Genomic DNA, 21,888 nt, shown 5'->3' on the forward strand with positions numbered 1-21,888 from the left:
CAGAGCGTGGCGCGGGCGGCGGACGACAGCCCGGCCTTCGCGGACCACTCGCCGGTGGTTGTGGCCCGCGCACCCCTACGGGTGTCGCTGGCCGGAGGTGGTACCGACCTGCCGAGTTACGCGCGGCTCCATGGCGGGGAGGTGATCAGTTTCGCGATCGACCGCCACGTCGCGGTCACCGTGTATCCCCGGAGCTTCGACGGACGGGTACGCGCCTGCTGGGACGTGGCCGAACAGGTGAGCCGTGCGGAGGAACTGGAGAACCGGTACGCCCGGGAGGTGCTCCGTCGTGTCGGCGTCTCCCGGAACATCCAACTGGCTTCGTTCGCCGACGCACCGAACGGTACGGGCCTCGGCGGCTCAGGTGCCTTCACGGTCGCGCTGCTGCATGCGCTGCGTCAGGGAACCAGTCCTGACCAGCGCGCCCTCGCGGAGGAGGCCGCCGCGGTGGAAATGGTCGACCTGGCACGCCCCGTGGGCAAGCACGACCACTACATCGCGGCCTTCGGCGGCCTAAGGGCGTTGCACATCGGCACCGACCTGACGGTTACCCAGGAGGAACTTACGGTCTCTCCCGCTCTCGCTGGCTACCTGCGCAACGATCTGCTGCTGTTCTACACCGGGGTGACCCGGGACGCCGGGCACGTCCTAGCCGCGCAGTCGGCCCGCACCTCGCACGGCGACCCCGAGGCAGTCGCATCGCTGCGGGCAATCCATGACGCGGTAGCCGACATGCGCAAGGCGCTGGAGAACGACAGTGTGTGGGACATCGGCCCGCTGCTCCACCGGCACTGGATGAACAAGAGACAGCTGAGCGGCGGTGTGTCCTCCAGCAGGATCGACGATCTCTACCGGTGTGCCCGTGAGGCCGGCTCTGACGGTGGCAAGCTGCTCGGTGCGGGCGGCGGCGGCTTTCTCCTGATCAGCTGCCGGCCGGGATACGCGGCTCAGGTGCGTACGGCGATGCTCGAAGCCGGCACGCAGGAGCTCCCCTTCGGAATCGACAAACACGGCTCCCGGGCAACGACGCTCGGCCCGTGAGAAGCCCGAGGAACCTCCGCCTGGTCCCCATCCACGGTCGCGCAGAAAGCTATCCATGTATCCGATCCGGTTCCACCTGGTTCCAGAGAACTCCGCGCAAACTCTCGACCCGAACTCCGTCCGTGCCATCCTCACCACCTGCCGGACCTCCGACGGCACGGTCGGCATCGACTGGGCACGCTGCCGGATCACCGGCGCCGATCTCCAGGTGATCGCATTCGTCACAGCGGCCTCGCCACAACAGGCGGTGGCGTACTGTCGCGGAGCACTGAACGGGCTCACCGCATCCGGAAAGCCACTGTCCGGTTGGGTGCCGTGGCAGTGCAGTTTCGGATTCCGTGCGACCCCGTCTGCGCCGGCCGCGCCGAAGGTACCGGGCGAGATCGGGTGACCGCCCGGGACTCGGGCCGTCATCCCGGTCGGACGCCGGTCACTCGGTCCCGGGGAGCTGGCGCTCCCAGCCAGTTCTGGCTGACTGCCGTCGCCCCTGCCTGGAAACGGGACTTGGCCCCCATCCGCCGCATGAGTGTCGCCATCATGCGCCGGACCGTGCGCAGAGAGACGCCGAGCTGATGACCGACGTAGTCGTCCGTATGCCCAAGAGCCAGCAGTCGCAGCAGTTCCCGCTCCTGCGGTGTGGGACTGCCCTGGGCGCTCGGCTGCGGCGCGACCACCTGGTCCAGCTCCGACGCCGACTGCCACACCTGCTCGAACAGGGCCAGACACAGGCCCACCATGCCGGGGTGGCGCACGATCAGCGCTCCCTGCCGTGGCTCCGCGGGATTGAACGGGATGATGGCCAGCGTCCGATCGGCGACGATCATCCGCAGCGCGAGCACCGGAACGGTGCGCACCTCGGCTCCCGCCTCCACCAGCCACTGCGCGTACTGCATGGTCCCCTGGCTGTTGCGAATACTCTCCACATAGACGGTCCGCATCCGCACGCCGCGCCCCAGCGTCTCGCTGTCCAGCCGACGGCTGTTGTCCAGGATGTCGGCTGGCTGCGGACCTCCCGGTGCGAGGGCGACCACCTCGTGCTCAGTGTCCAGTGCCAGGGACGTCAGCCTCCGGCGCACCTCGTCGATTCCGACCACATGTTCCACCTCGGGCACTTCCCTGCGCCCGGCCTTCGCGTAACTGCCGGTCAGCTCAGCGATGCGTTCACGGGCCCGCTGAGCCGACCGCCATCTGCTGTAGATCTCGGCCTCTTCCGCGGCCAGCATGGCCCCGAGTCTCATCTCCGGGTCTGTGGGGAGCCACCCCTTCTCCACTCGCCCGCCCTGGTCCAGCAGGGCTCTATCGGCGAGATCGTCCAGGGCCTCTCTGATGGCATCCACGGTGAGGCCGAGGTGGCTCGCCAGTTCCGCTATGTCCAGGTCTGGGCGTTCCAATAATGTCCGGTAGACGAGTTCGACCTCCCAGTCGATCCCGAGAGGCCCCAAAGCGGCGTTCCATGGCCGTTCGCCATCTCGCACAGCATTCGGCATGCTGTCCACATCCCTTTCCCACCCACATCGAAGGTTGCCCCGAGGTCGCCTTCAACACCTTGTCGTGCTCGTTACGTGGAGACCGTGATTGTTTCGTGGTCATGCGCGAGGTGAACACGGACCTTCCACCCTGAGCTCCCCTTCTCCGCATGTGCACGCTCACAGAGATCTTGCAATGGCAGATGTCATTTGGCTACCCCTCTGCGGGAGCCGAAGTTACCCACAGGCTCCCCGGGGGACCTCTATGTCCTTCGTCCAAGCCTGAGGTGGCCATGCGTGACTGCTTCGGGGACGCGTGGTTCATAGAAAGTGCCGTCGCGGAGCATGGCGAACAGGACGCTGATGCGGTGGTGGGCGAGGCGGAGGAGGGCCTGGGTGTGGGTTTTGCCCCGGGCTGGGCATTTGTCGTAGCAGGTGCGGGAGGCGGGTTCGCGGAGGGCTGCGAACGCGGAGAGGAACATGGCGCGTTTGAGCTGCCGGTTGCCGCGTCGTGGTGCGCATAGGAGGCCAGCTGGGCGGCGGTGGGGAAGCTGGTGCCGTCACCGACGGTGATCAGAGGACCTTCTTCCCGGCCGGGTGAGCTCATGGCCGTGATGAGCGCTCTCACCGACGTCCAGGCCGAGAACTGTAGATTACTGGCATGAATGACACGCTCTCGTGACCGCATAGCCTCAAAGCGAGATGTGGGAACGTTCACAGAACAACGTCTGGTTCGCTCCATGATCACGATGCAGTGCCAGCCCCGGGCCCTGATCTGAAGATTCGGGTCACCGCTCCCCGCATACGCGGGGATGATCCCGTGACCCAGGCACCACGCACGGGCTGCGTTACCGAGTCCCGCGGGCGCGGGGATTCCCTGCCACTTCAGGATGGTGCAATGACCCGGATTCGCCCAGGCCAACGACTTGTGGCACACAAACTTGGGCCGGAAGTCCTCCACAGCGACCTGGTCGTGGTCGCGCATCATGCACTTTCCCCACTTGCGGGCGGTGTCCTCACGCTGTCGCGCGACCTTCTTGTTCAGCTTCGCGGCCTGTGCCTGAGCCGCCCGGTAGCCCTTCGATGCGGGCTGCCCCTTCGGCCGACGGCGCCGGGCCATCATCCGCTGATAGCGGGCGAGGCGCTGCGCGGCCTTGCGCCCGTACTCGGGGTGCGGAAGGTCGTGGGCGTCGTCGGTGGTGGAAGCGGTCTCCTTCACGCCCCAGTCCACGCCAAGCACTCGGCCGGTTTCGGAAGCGGCTCGACCTGGGCGGCTGCGACGACGGACGCGTACCAATGGCCGAGACTGTCCTGATAGGCGCGCACGCTGGACGGGGCGGCGGGCAGATCCCGCGACCACACCACGATCAGCACGATGCTCCCGGCCAGGTGCAGACGGCCATCCTTGAGACGGAAGCCGCGCTTCGTGTAGTTCAGCGACGGGCGCGCCTCCCGCTTCCTTTTCCAGCGAGGCATCCCCGCCCTGCGGTGCTGAGGTATCCGGTCCTTGATGTCCTTCAAGGCCTTGGTGGCTGTTTTTGAAAGGTTGGCCGTGAAACCGCTCCTTCCTGATCATTAGCCTCGATCGTTCATGAGTCCGCGTCAGCTTGCTGACGGGGACTCTGTGTCTGTGGGGCAGGGGCCGTTGCATGATCGCGGTCCGTCCGGAATGTCGCGCTGGTCCGGCCTTGGAGCGGGCGTCCCGGTTCGGGCAGTGGGCAAACGCAGTGCAGGCACGGCCTCGGTGATCATGTGAGTGTCGAAGTCCCATGAACACCTGGCGAGTCCGTGCCTGCTCCTGCATCTTCCCTTATGCCCACCGCGCTGGACCAATTGGGCCGGGCTGCCGCGCCGGTCCCGCTGGCGGACGCGGTCGCGCTGTCCGGTTTCCTGGATCTGGTGCCCGACCCGCGAGGCGTCCGTGGCCGCCGCTACCGGCTGTCCGCCCTGGTCGCCGCGGCCGCGGCGAGTGTCCTGGCCGGTGCCCGCTCGCTCACCGCGATCACGGAATGGATCAGCGACGTCCCCGCGTGGGCCTGCCGGGTTCTCGGCTTCCCCACCGGCCCGTTCTCCGGCGCCGTGTCCGTCCCGCACCCCCACACCCTGCGCCGTCTCCTCGTCCAGCTCGACGGTGACGCCCTGGACCGGGCGATCGGTGCCTTCCTCACCGCCCGCGCCACCCCGGCCGGCCCCGGACTGCGGGCGATCGCTGTTGACGGCAAGGCCCTGCGCGGCTCGCGCACCCACGTCACCGGGCATGTCACTCTGCTCGCCGCGATGGACCACACCGGTCACGTCCTGGCCCAGCGGCAGGTCGCCGACAAGAGCAACGAGATCCCCGCCTTCCGGCCCCTGCTGGACAGCGTCGACCTGGCCGGCACGGTCATCACCGCGGACGCGCTGCACACCCAGCACGCTCACGGCACCTACCTCCGCGAGCGCGGTGCCCACTACATCGCCCAGGTCAAGGCCAACCATCCCGGCCTCTTCGACCGAGTCCGCCGCCTGCCCTGGCGCGAGATCACGCTCGACCACTACGACCGTACCCGGGCCCACCACCGCCTGGAGATCCGGCGGCTGAAGACCGCTGCCTTCGCCCACCTCGACTACCCCGATGCCCGCCAGGCCCTTCAAGTCGTACGCTGGAGAAAGGACTTCACCAGCGGCAAGCTCACCATCGAGCGTGTCTACCTGGTCACCAGCCTGCCGCCCGGCGCGGTTACCGGCGCCCAGCTCGCCGACTGGATCAGAGGCCACTGGAAGATCGAAAACCTTCTGCACCACGTCCGCGACCGCACGTTCCGCGAGGACGACTCCAAGATCCATGCCGGCCATCTCCCGCGCATCATGGCCGGCCTGCGCAACCTCGCTATCGGCGTCCACCGTCAGGACGGCCACACCAACATCGCCGCCGCCCTACGTCGCACCGCCCGCGACTGGCGAAGGCCCCTGGCCGCCCTCGGCATCACTGGATGAATCCGGACAGACCTCGATCATGCAAGGGACCCTGATGTCGGAGTGGCCCGACAACGAGGACCAGGTGACCGACATCTACCGGGACGCCGCGAAGCAGAAGATCGCAGTCCTGTGGGAGCCGATCGGCTTCCACGAGTTCCAGCGTGGTGTGCAACTGCTTCACACCGCCCTGCAGGAGCCTGACGACCTGCTTCGTGCGCGCAGAAACGACCTGGCGAAGCTCTTGGCCGCCTACCAGGACCACCCTCGTACCCGACCCGCCGTCCAGCCCGTCTTCGAGCCGGCGTAACCCGTCGCAGCGGCGGGCACCTGCCCCCGGCGCGTTCCGCCCGGCTTCGTTGACACTCGCCGGGCCTGATCACGGCGAAGATCTCCGGTGTGGTGGAGCTGTCCAGGACTGCACCGCACAGGAGGTTCGCGTGTCCCTCCGTAATGCCCCCACCGGGCAGGTCATTCACCGCTGCGAACGCGACCGGCCCGGCGAACTCATCCACGCCGCCACGACCGCGCGACTGTTGTAGCTGTTGAGTATCGGAGGCCCGCTCGGGCTGCTCGTCCCTGGCCGTCCTGCTCACGCTGCCGGCTGCGTTGCTCGCCCACCGCGGCCACGCTCGGGCGGGCGGTCGAACCGATGAAGCGCTGCTGGCGGACCAGGTTCAGCCCGCCGTGTCGTGATCCTTGCGCTCACCCTCGGCTCTTTATCGTTTGATATCAAACGATAAGCGGGGCTCCACCGCGTCGATCCGCGTGCGGAAGCCCTACCTACCGGCTGATCCGGTCTGTTCGGTGTGCGGAACCCGCCACCCGCGTTGTCGAGGAAGAGCTCGGACACCGGGATCGACCGAGATGGCACACACGCCGCTGTCCTGCGGGGACGCCGACCCGCGTCCCCCGCCCGCAGACGCCGCGCGGCTTCGTGACGGCTCGTTCGTCCCCGACCCACTCGTGACCGCTTCTACCGAAGGAGCCAGAAGTGACAGACCGCCGAAAGCTGTTGCAGGGAGGAGCGGCCATCGCTCTCGCCGCCGCCGCTCAGTCCGTGGGCCTGCAGCCCGCACAGGCGCAGGACCGAGGAGTGCTCCGGGAAGCAGCAGACCTCGTACTGCACAACGGCCAAGTAGTCACCATGGGCACGGGTTTTCCTCTCGCGCAGGCGATCGCGATCCGATCAGGGCGAGTGCTTCAGGTAGGTGACAACCGTTCGGTCCGTCGTCTCATCGGGCGTGGCACGGAGGTCGTCAACCTGCGTGGGCGTACGGTCCTCCCTGGCATCAACGACTCCCACCTGCATGGCTTGCGGACCGGACTGGCTTCGCCTCTTTACACCATCGATGTCGGCGAGTCCGCCGCCGGCTCCCTGGGCGACGTCGCTGCCGCGGTCGCCGCCGCCGTACAGCGGGCGGCCGCGGGAGCTTGGGTGCGCGGTAAAGGGTGGAACGACGAGACGTTCGGTGGACAGCAGCCCACCCGCGACGTCCTGGACCCCGTGTCACCGGACACCCCGGTCGCCCTTCTCGACTGGTCGAACCACCAGCTCTGGGTGAACAGCAAAGCCCTGGAGACCGCCGGCATCGACCGCGACACGCCCGATCCGAGCGGCGGGGTGATCGTGAGGGACGCCGCCGGGGAGCCGACGGGCCTTCTCTTCGAGACGGCCATGCAGCTGGTCAACCAGCACATTCCTCCGTACACGGAAGCGGAACAGGCCGATGCGATCGACAACTGCGTCAGCATGCTCCACAGTCTCGGCATCACGAGCTGCACCGAGCCGGGACTCGGAACGACAGCACAGCGCATCTACGCGGACAAGGCCCGCAACGGGAGCCTGGGCATCCGGGTGACGGCGCTCATGAGCCGAGCCGACGACACCTATCCGACGTCCGTGGAACACGTGCGGGAAGTCCTCGCCGGCTACCGCCCCTTGCAGGACGTGGACCCCAGATGGTTCAACATCACCGGCGTGAAACTGCGTGCCGATGGTGTCCCTATATCGCCAGTCGAACCGCATGGATGCGGCAGCCCTACGTCGGGGGAGGGCGTGGCTCCCTGGTGACCGCGGGCGGCACCGACGAGGAAAAGGTCGCCGAGCTCACGTCCATGATCGGGCTCGTGCACCGAGCCGGACTGCAGATCGGGGTCCACTCCACCGGTGACGCGGCCATCGACGCGGTCGCCGCCGGCTACGCGAAGGCCGTACGCTCCCACCCGTCCGTCGATGCACGCCATTACGTGATCCACGGTGACTTCACCTGGCCCGAAACGCTCCGCTCGCTCGCCAGGAACGGATGCGGCATCAATTTCAACCCGAACATCAAGTACCTGATCTCCGACACCCAGCCGGACGTCGTCGGTGCGGAGCGATCCGCCTACCAGACCCCGTACCGGTCCGCCCTACGGGCGGGAGTCCGTGTGGCGAGCGCCTCCGACTCCCCCAACGTCGCACCGGACTGGCGCCAGGGGCTGGAAACGATACTGCTGCGTGAGGGCGCCGCTGGGACGGTGTCCGGCTCCGAGGAAACCATCGGCGTCCGGGAGGCGTTGCGCACCTACACCACCACAGCGGCGTGGCAGGACCATGCTGACAGCTGGAAGGGAACGCTGGAGCCCGGCATGGCGGCAGACCTGTGCGTCCTGGGACAGAGGCTGTTCGACGCACACGGGCGCCTGGCGGTGGACGCACACGACGTCTCCGGCACTCAGGTGGACTGCACGGTCGTCGACGGGAAGATCGTCTACGACGGCGAGAACGCCGCGCAGCGCAAGGCGGCGGCACAGGCCCAGCAGGTCACCTGGGCCGTGGACCCCAACCCTCGTCTCCTCTGCGCCCACTGTTGATGCCGTCATCGGCACCCGGCACGGCCGGCGGCGCGAAAGCCGGGCCTGCCCACCCCGGTCCGTGCCTGCCGAGCTCGGTACGTGGAGCCGGGCACGCCGCACACGCCGGCCGTCCGCCTTGGTACGGGGACGCGGGTGACGGTGACGTCGAGCACGTCGTGGACGAGGCCGTCGCGATGATGGAGGCCCGATACGCCGCTGCCGGCCGGGGCTGACACCGTCACGCAGGTGTCACCCGGCACCCATGAGCCCCGCCGTACGGCCGGACCGACCGGATCACCGGAGGGTCCTCACACGGCGGGGCGGCGCCGAGGTGCCCGGCGCATTCGCCGGGCTTCGCTCAGCGGTCGGCGAGCGCCCGGATCTCCTCGGTGATCAGCTTCGGGTCCTCCTCGGCCATGAAGTGGCCGCAGGAGACGGTGCGGTGGCGGAGGTCGCCGGCCCAGGCGCTCCACAGACCCTGGGCGTGGTAGCCGAGGGCGGCGCCCCAGTCCTGCTGGAGGACGGTGACCGGCATGGCGAGCTTGTTCCCGGCCGCGCGGTCGGCGGTGTCGTGGTCGACGTCCACGCCGGCCGAGGCGCGGTAGTCGGCGACGATGGAGGGCACGGCCGCGGCGGAGGCGGCGAGGTAGTGGGCGCGGATGTCGGCGGGGAGGGCGTCGGGGTCCTTGGTCCAGGCGTCGAGGAAGTAGCCGAAGAAGGCGTCGGCGGCACCCTGGATCATCTCCTCGGGCAGCCCGGGAGCCTGGGCCATCAGGTAGAGGTGGAAGCCGACCGCGCCGTTCACGCCACGCAGCGCGTCCCACATGTCGAGGGTGGGCAGGACGTCGAGGAAGAGGGCCCGGGAGACGGTGTCCGGGTGGTCCATCGCGGCACGGAAGGCGACCAGGGCGCCCCGGTCGTGCCCGGCCAGCGTGAACCGGACGTGTCCCAGCTCGGCGGCGAGGCGTACGACGTCACTGGCCATGGTCCGCTTGGAGTAGACGTCGGGGCCGGTCCCGGCGGGCTTGTCGCTGGCGCCGTAGCCCCGCAGGTCGGGGCAGACGACGGTGTGGTCGGCAGCGAGGTCGGCGGCGACGTGCCGCCACATCAGGTGGGTCTGCGGGAAGCCGTGCAGCAGGACCACGGGTGCGCCGCTGCCGCCGACGCAGGCGTGCAGGGTGACGCCGTCGTCGACGGTCACGCGGTGCTCGGTGAATCCGGGGATGCCGGCGGATCCGGGGCGGTTCTGGTGGGACACGGTGGCTCCTGGGGATCGTGGCAGAGTGGACGCTCCGGAGGCCTTGACCTGGGTGCTCCGAGGGAGTCCGGGGACGTCATCCAGGTTGTGGGCCCCGGATCAGCGATCGATGAGTGGACACGCGGCATCCGGGGACGGCGCCGCCGGGAAAGGGGCCGAGCCGTGGGTGTGGAGTTCGGGCTGCTGGGGCCCGTCGCGGCCTGGCACGAGGACGGCGCCGTTCTGTCTCTGGGCGCGCCCCGGCACCGGGAGGTCCTCGGGCGGCTGCTGGTCGCCCGGGGCCGGGTCGTACCGGTCGACCGGCTCGTGGCCGACCTGTGGGAGGACGAACCCCCGTCCGGCGCGGTCGGCGCGGTCCGCACCTTCGTCGCCGCACTGCGCCGGGCCCTGGAGCCCGGGCGGCCGCCCCGGCAGCCGTCCCGGCTGCTGGTCACCGAGGGTCCCGGCTACGCCCTGCGCGCCGGGCGCGAGGCAGTCGACGCCTGGCGGTTCGAGGACACCGCCGCCCGGGCCGCCGACGCGCCGCCCCGCTCGGCCGTCGCCCTGTGGGACGAGGCGCTGGCCTGCTGGCGCGGGCCCGTACTGGCCGACTTCCCCGCCGCCGGATGGGCCGCCGCCGAGCAGGCCCGGCTGGAGACGCTGCGCCTCGACGCGGTCGAGCGGCGCGCCGACGCCCTGCTGGCCACCGGCGCCGCCCGGGACGCGGTCGCCGACCTGCGCGCCCATGTCGCCGCCCACCCCAAGAGGGAAGACGGCTGGGTGCTGCTGGCAGCGGCGCTGGAGCGGTCCGGTCGGCACGGCGAGGCCCGGGAGGCCCTGGAGAGCGCACGCCACGCGCTCACGGGGGCGTACGGCACCGGCGCGGCCCTGGCCCGCGCCGAGGCCCGCATCCGCCAGGAATCCACCGGCTCCCCGGCCGAGCCTGCCGGGGCGACGGACGGCGTCTGGAACCGCACGGCCGCCGCCTGGGACCGCTCCGTGCCCGCCCGGTCCCGGGCCCGGCTGCACGCCACCGCCGGCCTGCTCCGCGACCTCGCGGTGACCGGCCCGGACGGCCTGGAGGAGGCGCGCGAACACCGCCGGGACCTCGTCGCGGCGGCCGAGACCACCGGGGACACCGAACTGGCGGCCGGAATCATCGGCTCCTACGACGTCCCCGCGATCTGGACCCGCGCGGACGACCCGGACGGCGCCGGCGAACTCGCCCGGTCCGCAGCCCGCGCGGCGGCCCGCCTCGGCACCACCGGCCCGCCGGCGCTACGGGCCCGGCTGCTGTCGGTCGTCGCGGTCGAGTCCCGAGGCGACGCCGCCGCAGACGGCCCGCTGCCCCGGGCGGCCGACGCGCCCGCCGCCGAACCGTGGCGGCTGCGTGCCGAACGTGCCGCCGAAGAGTCGGTCCGCCTCGCCCGCCGCCTCGGCGACCCCGCCCTGCTCGCCTTCGCGCTCAACGGCGCCTTCATGCAGTCCTTCCAGGCCTGCGGGTCGGCCGCGCGCCGTGACGCCCTGGGTACGGAACTGACCCGTCTGGCCGCCGATCACCACCTGCCCGGACACGAGGTCCTCGGCCGCCTCATCCGTCTCCAGGCCCTCACCGGCCTCGGCGACCTCACGGCCGCGGACGCGGAGGCCGAGGAGATCGACCGGCTGGCGCACCGCAACGAACGTCCGCTCGCCGCCGTGTTCACCTCCTGGTACCGCGCTCTGCGCACCTGCGAGACCGACGGATGGACGGCGGCCCGCCCCCGGTACGCGACGCTCATCGAGCAGACCGTGCACTGCGGTATGCCCGGACTCGCCCGGGGAGCGGCCGTCCTCGTCGCACTGGTCCCGGTGATGCGGGACGAGGGCGCTCTGCCCGACCCGGACGACTTCAGCGGCCTCGACCCCGGACCCTACCGGCCCTGGCTCAACCCGTTGCTGCTGGCCGCCTCCGGCGACACCGAACGGGCCCGGCAGGCTCTCGCGACGGTTCCCCGGCCGCCCCACGACCTCCTCCAGGAAGCGCTGTGGTGCGTCCTGGCCCGCACGGCCGCAGCCGTCGGACACGAGCGGGTCCTGCGCCGCGCCCGCGACGAACTCGCCCCGGCCGAGGGCGAGTCGGTTGGCGCGGGCAGTGGTCTGGTCTCCTTCGGCCCGGTCGTGCGCCATCTGCGGTTCACCGACTCGGCCCTCGGCGCACGCGACTCGTCCCCTACGGGGCCGGCCGCCGGCGACACCTGACGACAACGGAGCACGTCGGAGGGGACCGTGAGCAGATCTGAGCAGCTCCCGGCATTCGATGAGCGGTGCGTGGCGGCACCATGATCGACTGTGTCGCATTTGACGGCGGAGTCTCCGGACGCCGACGCGCGCCCTCAGTACTCCAGCGCCTCGGCAGGACGCCCACATCGTCCGCCGACAAGGCCGAAAGGGAGCACCCGTGACCCCGCTCCACTCCACCCCCGGGCGCGACTTCGACGTGATCGTCGTCGGAGGAGGCCCGGCCGGAGTCAACGCCGTCCTCACTCCGGGGCCGGCGCTCCTTGCTGATCGTCGACAACGGACGGCAACGCAACACGCCCGCCGACACCATCCCCAACTACCTCGGCCACGAGGGCGTCCCGCTCCCGGACTTCCTTGCCACGGCAGGAAAGGAGATCAGCGCGTACGGGGTCGAGACCGCCCGGACCGAGGTGACGGAAGCCCGCCCGGCCGCGGGCCAGGAGATCACCTTCGACGTCACGCTGGCCGACGTCACGCTGGCCGACGGCCGACGGCGGGCCGACTCCTCCTGGCCACCGGGCTCAAGGACGAACTCCCCGACGTCCCCGGCCCTCGCCGAGCACTGGGGCCGAAAGGCCTGCACTGCCCCTACTGCCACGGGTGGGAGGTCCGCGACAGAGTGTCACTCAGCGGGTCTGTATAGTAGCGAAGGTCACCCTCGTCTTCGACCCCGACGACGTGCGCCGCGTGATCGGCGGGGGAGCGGACCCCGGCTTCGTTCTCAGCTACGCCCGCCACCGCGTGGAGACCGCCGCGGGCCTGGCCGGCGTCACGATGCAGACCGCGGCCATCGACCCGGTCGGCACCGTCCTCGCCCAGACCCTGATCGACCCCGCCCACGCCGCCCCCGGCACCGAGGTCACCGTGGTCTGGGGCGAGCACCCCGGCACCGGTACCGACCCCGACGCCGACCTCGGGTTCCCGCGCATCCGCGCCACCGTGCGGCCCAGCCCGTTCGACCGGCACGCCCGCACCGAGTACCGCCGCAACGCCTGAGCGGCAGCGGCACCACGAGGCGCGGACGGCCATGAGCCGCAGTGCCCGGCCGGAATCCGCGTGCACTGACGACCGGGCCGACACTGCCGGGCGTCCGGTCTCCGTGACACACGGGGACCGGACGCCCGGCAGGCCGAGCCGCGCCCCCTTCCCAAGGAGCACGATGAACCCCCTCAGCACAGCCTCGTCCACGGCGGGCACGTCACTGCTGGACGACTTCTCCCTGGAGATGACCGGCAAGGACGTCCCCAGGCTGGAGGAGGCAGCCGGCCTCATCCCCCAGGGGCACCGCGTCAACGTCACCTTCCTCGGCAACGAGAACCTGCGGATGCGGCTCGACGCCGCTCGGGCGGTCAAGCGGCTCGGCTTCCAGCCGGTGCCGCACATCTCCGCCCGCCGCCTCGGCTCCCAGGCCGAGTTCGAGCAGTTCCTCGGCGGTCTGCGGGCCGACGAAACCGGCACCGACGTCTTCGCCGTGGGCGGCGACCCGGCCTGCCCGGAGGGGCCCTACGAGGACTCCCTCGCCCTCATCGAGTCGGGCCTGCTCCAGGAGTACGGCGTACGGCACGTCGACATCAGCGGCTACCCCGAGGGCCACCCGGCCATCGCCGGGGAGGTGCTGTGGGCGGCCCTGCGCGACAAGAGCGCCGCGCTCGCCGCCCAGGGCCTGGAAGGCAGCATCATCACGCAGTTCGGCTTCGACGTCGACCCCGTCCTCGCCTGGATCGAGCAGGTCCGCAGCCACGGCATCACGCTCCCGGTCCGCATAGGTGTCCCCGGCCCGGCGGGTGTGCGGCGGCTGATGTCGTACGCCGCCCGGTTCGGCGTGGGCACCAGCGCCACCATCGCCAAGAAGTACGGCCTGTCCATCACCAACCTGATGGGCACCGCGGGACCGGACAAGTTCCTGCATGCCCTGGCGCAGGGGTACGACCCGGCCCGGCACGGCGAAGTGAAGATCCATTTCTACACGTTCGGCGGGCTGAAGGCCACGTCCGAGTGGATCACCCAGTTCAGGAAGGGAGCTCTCGCATGACGGTCACCCAGACCGCCCCCGGCACCGCGCGGAAGAACATGGAGGCGGCGCACCAGGCATCGCTGATCGTCCAGGGGGCCGACGCGACCGGCATCGTCGCCGCGCTGACCTCGGTGCTGGGCAAGCACGGGGCGAACATCGTCTCCCTCGACCAGTACTCCGACAACCCGCAGGGCGGTGCCTTCTTCCAGCGCACCGTCTTCTCGCTGAACGGCCTGCAGGCGGTCCTTCCCGAGCTGCGCGCCGACTTCGACGCGGAACTGGTCGACCGGTACGGCCTCACCTACACCCTGCGGGACCTGTCCGTCCCCAAGCGCGTGGCGATCTTCGCCTCCAAGTCCGACCACTGCCTGCTCGACCTGCTCTGGCGCCACCGCCAGGGCCAGCTGCCCGTCAGCATCCCCATGGTGATCTCCAACCACCCCGACGTGGCCGAGGAGGTACGGGGGTTCGGCATCCCGTTCTTCCACGTGCCGTCGATGGGCGCGGACAAGTCGGCGGCCGAGGCCGAGCACCTGCGGCTGCTCAAGGACAACGTGGACTTCGTCGTCCTCGCCCGTTACATGCAGATCCTCTCCGGCGGCTTCATCGAGAAGGCCGGCGTACCGATCATCAACATCCACCACTCCTTCCTGCCCGCCTTCATCGGTGCCGGCCCCTACGCCAAGGCCAAGGAGCGGGGCGTGAAGCTGGTGGGAGCCACCGCCCACTACGTCACCGAGGACCTGGACGAGGGGCCGATCATCGAGCAGGACGTCGTCCGGGTGTCCCACTCCGACACCGCCGCCGACCTCACCCGCCGCGGTGCCGACGTCGAGCGCGCCGTGCTGTCCCGCGCGGTGCTCTGGCACGCCGAGGACCGCGTCATCCGCGACGGCAACCACACCATCGTCTTCGCCTGACCTCCCGCCTCCCCTCCACCCCGTACCGAACGGAAACCGCCCGGCTCAGGGACAGGTGGTCTTGTCGTGCGCCGGATGGAGCCACCGGGGCGGCGGACGCGGCGGATCTCCGCACGGTCCGCTCCGGTGCTCACCGCCGCCCCGGTCCTCCGGCGCCGTGCACCGCGGTCGCGGCAGACCGCGGCCGCGCACACAGTCCCGCCCACCGGACGGCCCGTTCACCGACAGAAAGCGGTTCGCCACCATGACAACCACGATCGACGGCGCCCGGATCGCCCGGGACATCCGGGCCCGGGTCGCCGAACAGGTCGCCCGGGCCGCGAACGACGGCCGCCTGCCCGGCCTCGCCACCATCCTGGTCGGCGACGACCCGGCCAGCGCCGTGTACGTCGCAGCCAAACGCCGCGCCATCCGCGAGGCGGGCATGCGCGACTTCCACCGCCACCTGCCCCGGCACGCCACGCAGCAGGCGGTGGCAAAGGCCATCGACGGCCTCGCCGCCGACCCGGAGGTCTCCGGCATCCTGCTGCAACTCCCGCTGCCCCCACAGCTCGACGCCGCCACCCTCATCGACCGCATCCCCGTCACCAAGGACGTCGACGGCCTGACCACCGCCAGTGCCGGCCGCCTGGCCCGCGACGAGCGAGGTCTGCGCCCCTGCACACCCAGCGGTGTCATCGAACTCCTCGACGTCGAGGGCGTCGAGCTGAAGGGCGCCCGCGTGGCCGTCGTCGGCTGGGGGGAACTCGTCGGCCGCCCCCTGACCCAGTTGCTGCTGCGCCGGGGCGCGACGGTCACCGTCGCCCACGAGTACACCGCCGACCTCGCCGCCGTCACCCGGCCCGCCGACGTCGTCGTGGTCGCCACCGGCGTCCGCGGACTCATCGGCTCCGAACACGTCGGGCCCGGCGCCACCGTCATCGACGTGGGCATCCACCGCACACCCGACGGCCTCACCGGCGATGTCCGGGCCGCCGAACTCGACGGCATCGCGGGCCGCATCACCCCCGTACCCGGCGGTGTGGGCCCGATGACCATCGCCATGCTCCTGGTCAACACCCTCCGGGCCGCCGAGTGGGACGCCGAGCGCCACTCCGTGCCCGTCTAGGTCTGCCTTCGATCTCCCGTCGTCGCCCGTAGGGCGGCCCCGCGGCGTCAGGTGCGTCCTCTCGCCGTGCCGGGCCTGTCCCCGCGTACGAGGCGTACTCGGGGGGCGCGCCCGATGCGGCGAGTGGGGGTACTCCCACTGGGGAAGTGCATGGCGTCGCGGGGCAGACGGGAGACTGAAGACAGGCCCTGGGGCCGGTCTCTCGGACCACGCCGCAGACGCGGGGCCCGGCACGCGCGTCCGGGGCGTCGTCGCCGGTTGTCGATGTCCGTATCGACGCCCTCCTCCGCCCGGCGGCCCGCACGCGCCGGACCCCGCTCACCGGCATCGACAAGTCCCGCCGACGTCCTGCGTCCTGATCCGGACGACAGGCCCCAGGGGGCCTTCTGGCCCCATTGCCCCAGTGCCCGCCCCGGCACCTCGTCCGCACGACTGCCCGCGGGCGGCACACGATGCCGCTCGCGCCGAGGAAGGCCACCGGACATGAAGAACCTCCCTGCCATGGCCCGGTTCGCTGGCCGCCTCGCCACCGGCCTGCTCGATGTCACCCACGACCCGCAGGCGTTGGACTCCGAGGGCTTCTGGGCTGTCGTCGCCGACTTCGAGGGCCGGCTGACCTGCGCCCGCTTCCGGGATGTCCGCCCGCTGCCACGGCGCGTCGGCCCGCGGTCCCGCTGGTCGGGTCCGGGGCGGGACGCGTGGACGACCTCGCTCGACCGGGACGCCTACATCGAGGGCGTGCGCCGCATCCGCCGGCACATCGCCGCGGGCGATGTGTACCAGGCCAACCTGTGCCGGGTCCTGTCCGCTCCGCTCGCCGCCGACGCGGACCTCGAGGCGCTGGCCGACCGGCTGACCGCCCGGCACCACGCGCCCTACGCCGGTCTGGTCCGACTGCCCGCCCACGGCGTCGAGGTCGTCTCGGCCTCCCCGGAGCTGTTCCTGCGAAGGCGCGGGCCGGTGGTCGACTCAGGGCCCGTCAAAGGCACCGGACGTACTGAGGCCGACCTCATGGAGAAGGACCACGCGGAGAACGTCATGATCGTCGATCTGGTCCGCAACGACCTCGGCCGCGTCTGCGCCACCGGCAGCGTCACCGTTCCGCAGCTGTGCGCCGTCGAGCAGCATCCGGGTCTGGTGCACCTGGTGTCCACCGTGCGGGGGGAGCTGCGGCACGGAGCCGGCTGGGCCGACCTGCTGGCCGCCACGTTCCCGCCCGGCTCCGTCACCGGCGCGCCGAAGGAGGGCGCGCTCGGCATCATCCGCGCCCTGGAGACCGCGCCCCGCGGACCATACTGCGGTGGTGTCGGCTGGGTCGACGCGGACCGCGAGCGGGGCGAACTCGCGGTGGGCATCCGTACGTTCTGGACCGACCGGGTCCGGGGGCGGCTCAACTTCGGGGCCGGCGCCGGCATCACCTGGGGCTCGGACCCGGTACGGGAGTGGGAGGAGACGGAACTCAAGGCGTCCCGGCTCCTGCACCTCGCCTCCGACGGTCCGAAGGAACTCGGCGCGGGCCCCGCACCGGCCCCGCTCACCGCCCGGTGACGTCCGACGTCCGTCAGCCCCACACGAGCCGGGCGGTCTCGGCGACCAGTTCCAGCTTCCTGCGCTGGTCGTCCGCGGTCAGCAGATTGCCCTGGCTCGTCGAGGCGAACCCGCACTGCGGGCTGAGGGCGAGCTGCTCCAACGGCAGGTACTGCGAGGCTTCGTCGATGCGGCGGCGCAGGGTGTCGACCGACTCCAGCCGCGGCACCTTGGTGGACACCAGCCCGAGCACCACGGTCTTGCGCGGCGGCACGAAACGCAGGGGCTCGAACCCGCCCGAGCGTTCGGTGTCGTACTCCAGCAGGAAGCGGTCGACCTCCACCTCGGCGAACAACCGTTCAGCGATGGGCTCGTAGCCACCCTTGGCGGACCAGGCGCTGCGCATGTTGCCACGGCAGAAGTGCATCGCGACGGTCATCCCGGGCCGGTGCTCACGCGCGGCGCGGATCAGGGAGTTGTCGGTGTCGATGATGTGGCTGAGGTGACCTTCGAGATCCGTCACCCGGCGCATCCGGGCCGCGTCGGGGTCGATGTCGGCCCAGTAGGCCAGTGAGTCCAGTTGCAGCCAGGTGACCCCGGCGTCGATCAGGTCCGTGATGTCCTGCCGGTAGATGTCGGCGAGCGCCGCCACCGCGTCCTGGCGCGTCGGGTGGACCCCGTCCGACACGCCAGGACGCCAGAACCCCGCCACCATGGTCGGGCTCGCCATCGTGATCTTGTAGGGGCCCGTCGCGTTGGCGCCGAGCCACCGCGCCTCGGTCAGGGACAGCGGGGTACGCCGGTACAGGGGCGCCCCGATCGCGACGGAGGCCACCTCGCCCGCCAACTCCGCGTCGTCGGCGTCGCGGTGCCGGCGGGGCCGGGCCGACGACTCCGCCACGGGCACCAGGCCGCCGACGGTCTCCACCACCGAGGCCATGAAGTCGTCGCGCCGGACCTCGCCGTCGGTGAACACCTGTATCCCGGCCTCGCGCTGCAGCTTGACGGCCGAGGCCGCGGCCGAGTCCTCCAGCTCCCGCAGCCGCTCGGACGCCAGGGTGCCCCGCTCGTGTTCGGCTCGTGCGGCGAGCAGTTCCGCGGGGCGCAGCAGACTTCCCACGTGCTCGGCCCGGATCGTCGTCGTTGACATCGGCCTGACCTCCAGCGCTAGCGGCAGACGCCTGTACGGTACGGTCCAGTACACATCGGGGGCAAGGCGTCGTGCGAGTCGGGACGAGCGCCCGGCGACCCGGCGTCAGGCGGGTTCGGCACGGACGGACACGCCGTGCAGGAAGACACGGACGGCCTCCGTGACGCCGTCACGCACCTCCCGCTGGGTCGGTTTGTGCGGAGCGTCGGTGAGCAGCCGCATCTGTGCGTCGCCGAGCATGGCCTGGTAGAGCTGCGCCGCGGCCCGCAGCGGGTCGGCGACCTCGATCAGACCCTCGTCGCACACCTGTTGCAGGTACCGTCCGAGCACCGCGTGTCCCGCGGCCGGACCGTGCTGCGAGAACACCTCGCCCAGCCCCGGGATGCGCCCGGCCTCGGCGGTCACCAGCCGGTGCAGCGCGATGGCCTGGGGGGTCAGGACCACGGAGGCGAAGTGCTCACCGAGCGACACCAGATTGTCGGCCAGGCTTGCGTCGCTCGGCGCGAAGGTGTGCAACGGCCTCGACCACTCGTCGCACAGCGCCTCCACGGAGGCGCGGAACAACGTGTTCTTGTCGGCGAAGTACCGGTACAGCGTCGCCTTCGACCCGCCCACGGTGGCCAGGACGTCCTCCATCGACACACCGGTGTAGCCGCGCACGATGAACAACTCCCCGGCTGCCCGCACGATGCGTTCACGCCGGTCCGCCGGTGTCATCCTTCGCGCGCTCGTCATGCATGGATGGTAGGCGACCGGCGGGTACCAGCCGCTCCGGGTCCCGACGGGGGAGGGCCGCGGGCGGCCGCCGCTCCCCGGGAAGGGGCGGCCGCGGCCCGCGGCTCTCCTCGCCCTGACCCTGCTGGGCACCAACGGCGGCCCGCCGCCCCTGGCCGGCCGGTACGGCATCTCGTCCGCACTTGTGGTCAACGGCCGCACACACGTGGTCGACTGCGGCCGCGGAGCGGTGAGTCAGTACATGCGGGCCGGCCTGTCGATGACCTCGCTCGCCGCCATCTTCCTGACGCACCTGCACGCCGACCACGTCGTGGACTACTACGCCTTCCCGATGCTCTCGGCCGGTGCCTCGACCGACGCGGGCTTCCGTTCCCCGATCGACGTGTACGGGCCCGGCCCGGCCGGCGTCGAATCGACCGTGGCCTTCGCGCCGGGGCAGGTCCCCGGCACCGTGGAGATGACGAAGCTGGCCGGGCAGGCATACGCGGCCTCGCCCACCTTCTTCATGAGCGAGCACACCGGTACCGACCCCGCGACCCTGCTGCGCGTCCACGACGCGCTGCCACCCGCAGGCGCCGGCGCCTCCGCGACGCACACGGCACCGCGCATGGCGCCGTTCACCGTCATGGAGAACGACGACGTCAAGGTCACGGCCGTCCTCGTGCCGCACGGCGCCGTCTACCCGGCCTACGCCTACCGGTTCGACACCGACCACGGCAGCGTCGTCTTCTCCGGTGACACCTCACCCACCCCGAATCTCATCACCCTCGCCCGGCACGCGGACGTCCTGGTCCACGAGGCCCTGTACCCGGACGGTCTGGCGAGCCTGGGGCTGTCCCAGGCCCTGACCGACCACATCCTGGCCACCCACACCGACGTCGCCGACCTCGGCCGCACAGGTGCCGAGGCCGACGTGAAGACGCTGGTCGCCACCCATCTCGGTCCCGGCGACCGCGCGGCCGTCCCCGAAGCGGTGTGGCGCAGGCAGCTCAGAGACAGCAAACGCGGCGCTTCCTTCGCGGGGGAGATTCTCCTGGGGCAGGATCTGCTGCACGTCCCCGTACGGTGAACAAAGCACCGCCGGCCCATGCCCAGGCCCTCCTCCGCCTCGCCGGACGACGAACCGACGTGCTCATCGCGATGCCCCGCGACGGCACCTCCTGCTGCCCCACGTCCATCCCGGTCGGTCCCTGCCCGGTCCGGCGTTCTGGTCTGCAACGGAACCCGGGCGGCGCCGCACGACGGGTCCGCGCCGACGCGGCGCACACCGCACCGCGAGCGGTGCGGTGCGCGGCAGTCCAGCTGCTGTCAAACAGCACGGCGAAAGGTTCGGCGGTCGGAGCGATCCGCAGGTGGAGCACGGCCGCCAGGACCTGTCCGGGAAAGTCGAGCCGAGGCGGGCGGCCACGCCTGATGTCGCCGTCTGACGAAAGTCTCGGTGAGGTCGCTGAGTTGCTGCCGGGGCATTCCGGTCAGAGCGGGGTCGGAGAGCGGAGTCTGGCACCACTCCGGCGCTCGTGGCTGCGGGGTTCGGGCCGCCGGGATGGCCGCGCATGGCCGGGGATGCAGGGCGTAGTTCCAGTCGACGTGGAAGATGTGGCGGGTCAGTGGCAGGGCCGCCATCTCCGCGTCACCTTTCTTCGCCTGCCCCGTCTCGTCGAAGATCAGGACACCGCCGTCGGCGCCGAGGTGCCGGGTCAGGAACGCGCGCACCACGTCTCTTGCGGCGTCCTTCTCCCAGCAGGCGCGTTCGAGCAGGTGGTGCAGGCGATACGGCCGGTCCGGGCCGACTGCCTCCGCGATCGACCGGCAGTTGCCCACAACGCCCGGCATCAGTAACCCGCGTAGGTACAACTTGCCGTTGGCCCGCAGATCGCGGCGGCGGTAGACCGGCGCGAGGTCTGCGGCGAGTTCGGCGAATACCGCTTCCATCTGCTCGGGATCTGCACTGCGGCGCAGCGCAGATCCCGAGCCGTGCTCACCGCGTGCCGGGCCTGTCACCTCCGATACCGCTGCGCCACTGCCGCGAAGGCGGCCTTGGGTTCCCACTCCATGTCGGGGTAGGCCTGCCCCCGGCGCCCTTCGAGGAGTTTGACGATGCCCAGGCCGGCCCGGTCCAGATCGTCCCTGGGGTCGACGTCCGGGCGGTGCGGGTAGCCAGGCAAGGCGAACAGGAACACGAACGCGCTGTCCACGCCCTCGGTCTCGAAAATCTCCAGCAGTTCGCTCAGATATGCGGCCTGGCCGGCCTCGTCACGCTCGTAAATGCCGTTCAACCGTACAGGGGCCTTGGTCTCTGGGGCGTACTCGACCACTTCCAGCACCCGCCCACCGCGGTCTCCCGCGCCGCGGTAGGCCGCGGTGCCGAACCCGGTGACGGCGAGCGGCTTGGGGCCTTGGGCCAGGGTGCGCACCGCGTCCCGGAACCGGTCGGCGACCTCGGCGGAGCGGATCAGCTCGAACGTCACGATGTCGAAGGGAGTCCAGTCGACCTGCTCGAATTGGATGGATGCGTAGGTGAGCGGGACTCCTGCGCGTCCGGCCGTGATCCGCTTCTGGAGTTTCAGGTCGGTAATGCGGCCTTCGTTGACGCCGGAGTTGAACGGGGTGGTGA

Annotated in this window: 18 protein-coding genes and 5 pseudogenes; 13 read left to right on the forward strand and 10 right to left on the reverse strand. The window is 70.9% G+C overall.

Annotated features, from left to right (window positions below; genetic code table 11):
* The first annotated feature begins 6 nt into the window (after positions 1 to 6).
* Both ACIP67_RS31190 and ACIP67_RS31195 read left to right on the forward strand, forming a co-directional pair.
* Positions 7 to 1,041, forward strand: coding sequence for a hypothetical protein (locus tag ACIP67_RS31190; protein ID WP_401696247.1), 1,035 nt, complete (start codon positions 7 to 9; stop codon positions 1,039 to 1,041).
* A 55-nt stretch (positions 1,042 to 1,096) separates the two neighbouring features.
* The gene (locus ACIP67_RS31195; protein ID WP_401696248.1) at positions 1,097 to 1,432 is read left to right on the forward strand and encodes a hypothetical protein; all 336 of its coding nucleotides are present in this window, start codon (positions 1,097 to 1,099) and stop codon (positions 1,430 to 1,432) included.
* A gap of 19 nt (positions 1,433 to 1,451) precedes the next feature.
* Here the strand turns inward: ACIP67_RS31195 and ACIP67_RS31200 are convergent, their stop codons facing one another.
* The 3 genes and pseudogenes from ACIP67_RS31200 to ACIP67_RS31210 form a co-directional block, all read right to left on the reverse strand.
* Positions 1,452 to 2,483 (reverse strand): LuxR C-terminal-related transcriptional regulator, encoded by a 1,032-nt coding sequence (locus ACIP67_RS31200; protein WP_401696249.1) that lies wholly within the window; start codon positions 2,481 to 2,483, stop codon positions 1,452 to 1,454.
* Positions 2,484 to 2,770: 287 nt separating this feature from the next.
* Positions 2,771 to 3,084 (reverse strand): annotated as a pseudogene (locus ACIP67_RS31205) (IS110 family transposase); the annotation flags it as partial.
* Between the two features lie 339 nt (positions 3,085 to 3,423).
* Positions 3,424 to 4,040, reverse strand: a pseudogene (locus tag ACIP67_RS31210) (RNA-guided endonuclease InsQ/TnpB family protein); the annotation flags it as partial.
* A 279-nt stretch (positions 4,041 to 4,319) separates the two neighbouring features.
* On the opposite strand from ACIP67_RS31210, the gene ACIP67_RS31215 reads away from it, so the two are divergent.
* Together ACIP67_RS31215 and ACIP67_RS31220 are read left to right on the forward strand one after the other, a co-directional pair.
* Positions 4,320 to 5,483: an ISAs1 family transposase gene (locus ACIP67_RS31215; protein ID WP_401696250.1), complete on the forward strand. Its 1,164-nt coding sequence runs from the start codon at positions 4,320 to 4,322 to the stop codon at positions 5,481 to 5,483.
* Positions 5,484 to 5,517: 34 nt separating this feature from the next.
* Positions 5,518 to 5,772 (forward strand): hypothetical protein, encoded by a 255-nt coding sequence (locus ACIP67_RS31220; protein WP_401696251.1) that lies wholly within the window; start codon positions 5,518 to 5,520, stop codon positions 5,770 to 5,772.
* A gap of 666 nt (positions 5,773 to 6,438) precedes the next feature.
* Here the strand turns inward: ACIP67_RS31220 and ACIP67_RS31225 are convergent.
* Positions 6,439 to 6,600 (reverse strand): hypothetical protein, encoded by a 162-nt coding sequence (locus tag ACIP67_RS31225; protein WP_401696252.1) that lies wholly within the window; start codon positions 6,598 to 6,600, stop codon positions 6,439 to 6,441.
* A 9-nt stretch (positions 6,601 to 6,609) separates the two neighbouring features.
* Here ACIP67_RS31225 and ACIP67_RS31230 point away from each other — a divergent pair, with 9 nt between their 5' ends.
* Both ACIP67_RS31230 and ACIP67_RS31235 read left to right on the forward strand, forming a co-directional pair.
* Positions 6,610 to 7,536, forward strand: a complete 927-nt coding sequence (locus tag ACIP67_RS31230) for an amidohydrolase (protein ID WP_401696254.1) — start codon at positions 6,610 to 6,612, stop codon at positions 7,534 to 7,536.
* Positions 7,494 to 8,318: an amidohydrolase family protein gene (locus tag ACIP67_RS31235; protein ID WP_401696255.1), complete on the forward strand. Its 825-nt coding sequence runs from the start codon at positions 7,494 to 7,496 to the stop codon at positions 8,316 to 8,318. The genes ACIP67_RS31230 and ACIP67_RS31235 overlap by 43 nt, the downstream gene beginning before the upstream one ends.
* 340 nt (positions 8,319 to 8,658) lie before the next feature.
* Here the strand turns inward: ACIP67_RS31235 and ACIP67_RS31240 are convergent, their stop codons facing one another.
* Positions 8,659 to 9,558 carry an alpha/beta fold hydrolase gene (locus tag ACIP67_RS31240; RefSeq protein WP_401696256.1) on the reverse strand — a complete coding sequence of 300 codons (900 nt, stop codon included), beginning with the start codon at positions 9,556 to 9,558 and terminating at the stop codon, positions 8,659 to 8,661.
* Positions 9,559 to 9,720: 162 nt separating this feature from the next.
* On the opposite strand from ACIP67_RS31240, the gene ACIP67_RS31245 reads away from it, so the two are divergent.
* From ACIP67_RS31245 to ACIP67_RS31270, 6 genes are all read left to right on the forward strand, one after another.
* Positions 9,721 to 11,778: a BTAD domain-containing putative transcriptional regulator gene (locus tag ACIP67_RS31245; RefSeq protein ID WP_401696257.1), complete on the forward strand. Its 2,058-nt coding sequence runs from the start codon at positions 9,721 to 9,723 to the stop codon at positions 11,776 to 11,778.
* Between the two features lie 642 nt (positions 11,779 to 12,420).
* A complete protein-coding gene (locus ACIP67_RS31250; RefSeq protein WP_401696258.1) occupies positions 12,421 to 12,816 on the forward strand; it encodes a hypothetical protein in 396 nt (131 codons plus the stop codon).
* 163 nt (positions 12,817 to 12,979) lie between these two features.
* Positions 12,980 to 13,852 carry a methylenetetrahydrofolate reductase gene (locus ACIP67_RS31255; protein ID WP_401696259.1) on the forward strand — a complete coding sequence of 291 codons (873 nt, stop codon included), beginning with the start codon at positions 12,980 to 12,982 and terminating at the stop codon, positions 13,850 to 13,852.
* Positions 13,849 to 14,754, forward strand: a complete 906-nt coding sequence (gene purU / locus ACIP67_RS31260) for a formyltetrahydrofolate deformylase (protein WP_401696260.1) — start codon at positions 13,849 to 13,851, stop codon at positions 14,752 to 14,754. The genes ACIP67_RS31255 and purU overlap by 4 nt, the downstream gene beginning before the upstream one ends.
* A gap of 244 nt (positions 14,755 to 14,998) precedes the next feature.
* Positions 14,999 to 15,862, forward strand: coding sequence for a bifunctional 5,10-methylenetetrahydrofolate dehydrogenase/5,10-methenyltetrahydrofolate cyclohydrolase (locus ACIP67_RS31265; RefSeq protein WP_401696262.1), 864 nt, complete (start codon positions 14,999 to 15,001; stop codon positions 15,860 to 15,862).
* 483 nt (positions 15,863 to 16,345) lie between these two features.
* On the forward strand, positions 16,346 to 17,410 hold the full coding sequence (locus ACIP67_RS31270; protein WP_401696263.1) for a chorismate-binding protein: 1,065 nt from the start codon (positions 16,346 to 16,348) through the stop codon (positions 17,408 to 17,410).
* Between the two features lie 13 nt (positions 17,411 to 17,423).
* On the opposite strand, the gene ACIP67_RS31275 is transcribed toward ACIP67_RS31270, so the two are convergent.
* Positions 17,424 to 18,539 (reverse strand): cobalamin-independent methionine synthase II family protein, encoded by a 1,116-nt coding sequence (locus tag ACIP67_RS31275; protein ID WP_401696264.1) that lies wholly within the window; start codon positions 18,537 to 18,539, stop codon positions 17,424 to 17,426.
* 105 nt (positions 18,540 to 18,644) lie between these two features.
* Positions 18,645 to 19,274, reverse strand: a complete 630-nt coding sequence (locus ACIP67_RS31280; protein ID WP_401696265.1) for a TetR/AcrR family transcriptional regulator — start codon at positions 19,272 to 19,274, stop codon at positions 18,645 to 18,647.
* Between the two features lie 169 nt (positions 19,275 to 19,443).
* On the opposite strand from ACIP67_RS31280, the gene ACIP67_RS31285 reads away from it, so the two are divergent.
* Positions 19,444 to 20,343 (forward strand): MBL fold metallo-hydrolase, encoded by a 900-nt coding sequence (locus ACIP67_RS31285; protein WP_401696271.1) that lies wholly within the window; start codon positions 19,444 to 19,446, stop codon positions 20,341 to 20,343.
* Positions 20,344 to 20,554: 211 nt separating this feature from the next.
* On the opposite strand, the pseudogene ACIP67_RS31290 reads toward ACIP67_RS31285, so the two are convergent.
* From ACIP67_RS31290 to ACIP67_RS31300, 3 pseudogenes are all read right to left on the reverse strand, one after another.
* A pseudogene (locus ACIP67_RS31290) lies at positions 20,555 to 20,906 on the reverse strand (ISAzo13 family transposase); the annotation flags it as partial.
* A 54-nt stretch (positions 20,907 to 20,960) separates the two neighbouring features.
* A pseudogene (locus tag ACIP67_RS31295) lies at positions 20,961 to 21,206 on the reverse strand (IS701 family transposase); the annotation flags it as partial.
* A gap of 65 nt (positions 21,207 to 21,271) precedes the next feature.
* Positions 21,272 to 21,888, reverse strand: a pseudogene (locus ACIP67_RS31300) (hypothetical protein); the annotation flags it as partial.

The organism is Streptomyces sp. NPDC088812 (genome assembly GCF_044750285.1).
Classification (GTDB): Bacteria; Actinomycetota; Actinomycetes; order Streptomycetales; family Streptomycetaceae; genus Streptomyces.